General features: G+C 56.8%; 5 protein-coding genes and 1 tRNA gene. 4 read left to right on the top strand and 2 right to left on the bottom strand.

Translation table 11 applies throughout. The annotated features are described in order from the left end of the window. Positions 1 to 1,211 (bottom strand): pentapeptide repeat-containing protein (locus AABZ39_05390; protein MEK6794187.1); only part of this gene is annotated, 1,211 nt, incomplete at its 3' end. Positions 1,212 to 1,218: 7 nt separating this feature from the next. Next, positions 1,219 to 2,028, bottom strand: coding sequence for a flotillin family protein (locus AABZ39_05385; GenBank protein MEK6794186.1), 810 nt, complete (start codon positions 2,026 to 2,028; stop codon positions 1,219 to 1,221). A 168-nt stretch (positions 2,029 to 2,196) separates the two neighbouring features. Between AABZ39_05385 and AABZ39_05380 the strand changes: the two genes are divergently transcribed. The 4 genes from AABZ39_05380 to AABZ39_05365 all read left to right on the top strand — a co-directional run bounded on the left by AABZ39_05380 (position 2,197) and on the right by AABZ39_05365 (position 6,352). Continuing rightward, positions 2,197 to 2,280 (top strand) — tRNA-Leu (locus tag AABZ39_05380). Between the two features lie 88 nt (positions 2,281 to 2,368). Continuing rightward, positions 2,369 to 2,689, top strand: coding sequence for a thioredoxin (gene trxA / locus AABZ39_05375; GenBank protein MEK6794185.1), 321 nt, complete (start codon positions 2,369 to 2,371; stop codon positions 2,687 to 2,689). A 32-nt stretch (positions 2,690 to 2,721) separates the two neighbouring features. Next, positions 2,722 to 3,312 carry a hypothetical protein gene (locus AABZ39_05370; GenBank protein MEK6794184.1) on the top strand — a complete coding sequence of 197 codons (591 nt, stop codon included), beginning with the start codon at positions 2,722 to 2,724 and terminating at the stop codon, positions 3,310 to 3,312. 91 nt (positions 3,313 to 3,403) lie between these two features. Further along, complete coding sequence (locus AABZ39_05365) at positions 3,404 to 6,352, top strand: DEAD/DEAH box helicase (GenBank protein ID MEK6794183.1); 2,949 nt, start codon at positions 3,404 to 3,406, stop codon at positions 6,350 to 6,352. Positions 6,353 to 6,516: the final 164 nt, after the last annotated feature.

Below are 6,516 nucleotides of genomic sequence, written 5' to 3'. Positions count from 1 at the left end.
TTGCGCTCGAACACCTTATAGAGATAGTATACCTGTTTCTCTTCGTCATGCCGCCCAAGCGTCTCGTACGTTCGCTTGAGGATGAAAAGGTTCTCGACCGTCCGGTCCATATCCGGCTTCCCGTCGGTATATACCACGAGCGATCTCGCATTGTGTTTCGACAGTGCACCCCACGGTATCTCGCAGCGTTCGCGGAAATCGACCTTGCGAAAATTGATGCGCCCTGCTATATCGCCGTCACGGAAGGAAATGTCCGCCCGCTCTCGGAACGTGGAGAACGATAGGGCGATCTCGCCCTTCTCGCCGATAACGATGTTCTGCATGCCGGTATAGCCGTAGAACGTTATCCGATTGAACCGCGCGAACGCGTTCACCGTCATCTCGCTGAAATGCGAACCGCTCTTGAACACGGCCACGTTCATATCGAACATGCCGTTAAGCTTCATCTGCTTGAAATCGGCCCAGGTATCGAACGTGACGTTCTCGAACGTTGCCCGCGCATGGAACACCGTGCGAATGAAGTCGGCCTCGGCGATAAAATGCGCCTCGGAAAAATTCGCCCACCGATGGAACTGTACGTCCGAAATATCGGTCTTCGCATGGAACACGGTCTCGCCGAACGACGCATCCCCCATGAACACGGCCGAGGAGAACGTCGCCTTGCCGCGCACTTCCGCAGCGCTCATGACGAAATCGCCCTTTGCCCGTACGCCCGAGAAATAGGCCATCGCATGGAACCGTGAAAAACGCAGGAGCACCTCGCGCTCGAACGTCGCCTTCCAGAAATTCGCCTCGCGTTCGAAGCGCGCCTTCGTCAGATCGAGCGTATCCCCGAACACGGCCTCGCCGGCATCGATCATGCTGAACGTCGCATCAGAGAGGTCGACACGCGCCTTGAATATCGCCCGCCGCATATCGACGTTCGAACCGAATATCCAGTATTTGCAGCTGAGCGTCTTCTCGACGGTCATGCGCGACAGGACGACCGCGGGGAGCACTATCGCAGGCATCCCGCCGTCGCTCATCGCCAGAGCGGCTTCATCGGCCGAAGCGATGACACGGTATGTAAGTGCGTTCGACGGAACGAAGAACACACGCGGGAAATCGGTCACGGTGAGCACATCGGGAATGCCGTTCGCGAACGGTCTATCGCTTGACAGCTCCGCAAGCACCTGTGCATACGTCAATGCTTTTGCTGCAGATGCTTCCATACAGTGATCAGCGGCGGTCGATCTTCGCCTTCTCTATCTCGTAGGCGATATCCGCTTTCGCCTTGTTCTCGCTGATGATGCGCTGCGCCTGGGCGATAGCCACCTCGAATTCCTTCGCCGTTTCGGCGACTTCCTTCTCCGCCTTGAGCCGTTTGACGTTCGCCTTCGCCTCGCCGAGGCTCGCCTCCGCCCGCACTTCGGCTATCTGCGCCTTGCCGAACGAATCGAAATATCCGTTGTCGTCCCACACCTTCTCGATGACGAGGGTGAGCGTCTCGTAGCCTATCTTGATGAGGTCTTCACGCGCGGCATCGGTGAATTTCCGCGCCGTATCCGGCAGACGGAGATGGAGCTGCTCCGGTTCTATCGTCGCCACGGCCTCAAGGATATGCCCCTCGAGCAGGTTAAGGACGATGCGCCGCATCTCGTCCTCGCTCTTATCGAGTATGAGCGGCACCGCTTTTATGAGCGTCCTCGCCTCCGGCCGTATACGCACCTGCGCAACGCCGTTGATGCTTACCGGCACGCCGGTCTTGGTGAGCGCGCTCTTTATGCTGAACGGTATCTCCATGGTCGCAAGCGAGATGCCTGCCGAGCGTTCGATGAGCGGCATGATGAACGCACCGCCGTGTTCCACGACACGGAACGCGTGCGCTTCGCCGGCAGCGACCGCTTTCTTCTTCGGGCGTGCGCCGTAGACGATGAGCATCTCGTTGGGGCGTATGCGCCGATAGCGGAGCTTCATGAGAACGGCAAGGATGATGAGTATCGCGAGACATGACCCTGATGCGGCAAGAAGAAGGAAGGGTATCTGCATATGCGTGCTCCTCGATATCGTCGATCGCGCCCGTCGGTCCGAAATGCGGCGATTCCCTTCGCCAAGGCGCATGTACGTGCGATTATTCTACGCGAAACCGCGCCATTGTCAAGTTGACAAAAAAACAAACGGCGATATACTGCGCAACCGATAGATCGATCCAACACCGCTCGGGTGGTGAAATTGGTAGACACGCCAGTTTGAGGGGCTGGTGGACGCAAGTCTGTGCTGGTTCAAATCCAGTCCCGAGCACAGTACGCCGACCGCATACGAGCGGGGGCATCTTCGCTTCGCAGTACAAAGCGTTTCCGTCTCATCGGGGCGCGAAGGAGATGACGGCATGGTAAAAGAGATCGAGAACCCCGAACAGTTCGAGAACACGGTGTTGAAATACAACGGCATGAGCGTCGTCGATTTCTGGGCGGGGTGGTGCGGGCCGTGCAAAGCGCTTTCGCCGGTGTTCGATCGCCTTTCAGAGAAATATTCCGCCGTCAATTTCGTCAAGGTCAATGTCGAACAGAACCAGGCGGTCGCCGCGCGCTTCTCGGTCAATGCGCTCCCGACCATCCTCTTCCTCAAGAACGGCAAAGTGGTGCAGCAGATCACCGGATCGGCCACGGAAAGCAAGATAACAGAATCCCTCACCAAGAACATGGCGTAGCGGGGGCGACGGTGCGTTCTCTGGGAGCGTCCATGGAGAATATCCGCCTTTCCATCTTTTATATCATCTATGCGTTCGCGCGCGTGTTCCGTTTCACCCATCTGTATGCAGCCGGTTTCGCTGTCAAGCTTTGTTATTTATACATAAAAAAGATATACATCGATCTTTCCCTGTTCTATTACTTCAAGGACCCCGACGATGTGGGCCTCTTCGAATGTTTCATCCTCGATGACAAATCGCTCGACTATGTGGCGCACGGCATATCCGACCGCAGCGAAAAACTGAACAAGCAGTCGTTCATCATAAACCTCGCACGGAGCGATACCTCGCTCGCCGCACAAAAACACGACGATGATGTGAGCAACGTGTCGATAACCACGAACGAGAAGAAGCGCATCATCGCCGAGAAGGCGATAGAATTAAACGAGGTGCTCACCTACTTCGCAAAACGTATCGACAAGGTCAATCGGCGGCTCTATCGCCGCGTGAACTGGCTCTACCGGACGCTCTATTGCTCGGTATACAAGCGCGATCGATCGTTCTTCGCGAAGGAACATGTCATCCTTGAAAAACCCGACCTCGACACCATCATCCGCATGGCCACCGAGGGCACCGGGAAATAGCGGCGCTTCGTCCGAAGCACACGCCGACACACCGCCGCCGTATTGACATTTTCATCTATAGCGATACCATCCCCGGACATTACGTTAACCTATGGAAAGAACAACGGAAAAGACCACCGGCGCTGCTGCCAAGGGCGCTCGCGAAAAAAGAACGGATGCCGAGCGTTCGCAGTGGCTTTATTACACGCGCCATCCGCTCACCGACGCCTATCGCGACAATCTCTATCGCGATCGCTATCGGCTGACGATACAGCTCTCGGTGAAGGAGGGCACGCCCTCGCAGCTGGGCGTGGCGTTGAAGCTGCACGAAGATGCCGCCGGATGGGAAGCGCGCGTGAACGATCTTGAGCATTTCCTCTTCTCGACGGTACTCGGCGAAGAGCAGGATATCGGCGATGCCAAACGCATCATCGAGATCGAGGACCTTACCGCGCTCGATGCGCGCATCGTACGTTTTCTCGACGGCGTGTTCCGTGCCGGCTCGCATCGCGCGGAGTCGTATCGCCTCTGGCTCACCGATACACGGGCGGCCGATCTCATCCGGCTCATCCGCGAACACCGTAACACCATGCTCGACGGGAAGCCCGCGCTGGTCAGCGACGATGTGCTTTCGCCTTCCATCAGCGGCACCGACGAAGCGGACGGATCGCTTGTCGTCACACCGGGACTTTCCCCCGTCGAAGAATCGGCCGAGGCCATTCCCGTCGACCAGCGGATACTGACGTTCGGTGCGCTCTGCCCGTTCGTGCTCGCGGGGCGCATATTCCATCTTACCGAACCCTCGTACCCGAAATTCATCACCGACTACTTCTCGACACCGTGCGTCATCCCCGCGTCCTATCGCGCGGATTTCCATGCACGCGTCGTACCCGCGATAAAAAAGCAGTACCGCCTCACCCTCCCCGACCATGCCGACGCCCCCGCCGCGTTCCCGGTGAGCCCGCTCGTTTTCCTCGACTACGATGGGACATCGGTACATGCGACGATAAAATTCAAATACGGCAAGACCATCATCGAGCCGTACGTATCGCGCGCGAAGGAACCGCCGGAAGTGAAGCATATCTACCGCGACAAGGAAAAAGAAGAATTTTTCTGCGCCACGCTCGCTCGTTATCTCGAACGCGACGGCGAGTACACATTCTCCACCAAGGACGATGAAAGGATATTCACCTTAAGCTACCGCATGCTGCCGCTCCTCCAGGAGAAGGGATGGACGTTCTTCTACAGCGAAGCGTTCAAAAGCCTTCGGGTGAACGTGAAGCCGCCGAAACTGTCGGTGAGCATCACGAAGGATATCGATTTTTTCGAAGTGAACTTCTCGCTCGACGGCGTAAAGGAACTGCAGGACATATCATCGCTGATACAGAACGTTCGCGCGGGAAAGGAATACATTCGCCTGCAGAGCGGGTCGTTCGTACCGGTGGATAAGGAAGTACTCTCCTACATCGCCACGCTTATGAACAATGCATCCCTCGCCCCCGGGAGCGGAAGCTCGTATCTTCTGCCGCTCTTTAATGCGCCGCATTTCGTCGAGGAGCTTGAGAAACATTCCGGCGTCGCCCTCGATGTTGCCCCCAAGGCGAAGGAATCGATAGGCGATATCCGCTCGAGCGAGTACGATGAATCGCCCCCCGACGGTATTACCGGCACGTTCCGCCCGTATCAGCTGGCCGGGTATCAGTGGCTGCGCAAGCTCTCCGCAATGAAGCTTTCCGGCATACTCGCGGACGATATGGGTCTCGGGAAAAGCTTTCAGACGATAGCGTCCATCCTGAAAGAGAAGCAATCGGGTGCGAGCGCGCCGAGCCTCATCGTCTGCCCGACATCATGCGTGCTCAACTGGCTCATGGAGTTGAAGAAGTTCGCGCCGTCGCTCACGGCGAGCGTCATTCAGGGCACGACGGAACGACGCGAGAAGCGCATCCGCAACCTGTCGCACACGGATGTGGGCATAACCTCCTACGCGAGCATACGCCGCGATGTATCGCGCTACGAGGGCATGAAGCTCACGTATGTAATACTCGATGAAGCGCAGCATATCAAGAACGCCAACACGCAGAACGCGAAAGCGGCGAAAGCGATAGCATCGGAAAAGCGACTGGTCCTCACCGGCACGCCCATGGAGAACAGCGTGAGCGAGCTCTGGTCGATATTCGATTTTCTCATGCCGGGATTCTTCCCGCGCCACAGCGAATTCGTCACCCAGTACGAAGCGCCGATACTGAGCGAGAACAACACTGAGGCGCTTGGTGCCTTGAAGCGCAAGATCGCCCCGTTCATACTGCGCCGGCTCAAGAAGGACGTGCTCCCCGATCTCCCGCCGAAGCTCACGAGCGTCGCCTACTGCGATCTGACGAAGGACCAGAAAGAGCTCTATCTATCCATATTGGATGCGGCACGCATAGAGATATTCGATGCGGTGAAGAAGAAGGGTTTTCAGAACGCAAAAATAGAGATATTCTCCGCGCTCACGCGCCTGCGTCAGGTATCCTGTCATCCCCTCCTTCTGGATATATCGAAACGCGGGGCATCGCATACGAGCGGGAAATTCAAGCTCTTCATGGAGCTCATCGACGAAGTGCTCGACGGCGGACACCGCGTCATCGTCTTCAGTCAGTTCACGAAAATGTTGAAGATAATACGCGAGGCGCTCATACGCCGCTCCATCGGCCATCTCTATCTCGACGGGGCCACACAGAACAGGATGGAACTTGTCAACCGCTTCAATGCGGGCGAAGTGCCGGTATTCCTCTTGAGCCTCCGCGCAGCGGGGACCGGCCTTACGCTCACCGCGGCGGACACCGTCATGCATTTTGATCCCTGGTGGAACCCCATGGTGGAAGATCAGGCAACCGACCGCGCCTACCGAATCGGACAGACGCGGACGGTAACGACGTATAAGCTCGTCACTAAAGGGACTATCGAGGAAAAGATACTGCTGCTGCAGGACAAGAAGCGCACGCTCATCGACAGCGTCATCGATAAGGGCGGCGGCGCGGGTAAACTGAGCTGGGATGATGTGAAGTCGCTGCTGGGGTGAAGGGAATAACCCTTATATCATTTTTTCATAGAAGGGATTGTTTTCCTCACCATCTTCCGATATAATCCTCACAAATCTACAACGGGGTTTCACATGGCACAACGTCTTTTCGTCTTCATTCTCCTCGCCACAATTCTCTGCGCCGCGGAGAAAAAACCGCGCGT

The sequence above is a fragment of the Spirochaetota bacterium genome (assembly GCA_038043445.1).
Lineage (GTDB): Bacteria > Spirochaetota > Brachyspiria > Brachyspirales > JACRPF01 > JBBTBY01.
Note: the sequence above shows the minus strand (reverse complement) of the source record. Positions and strands in the feature narration are given on the sequence as shown.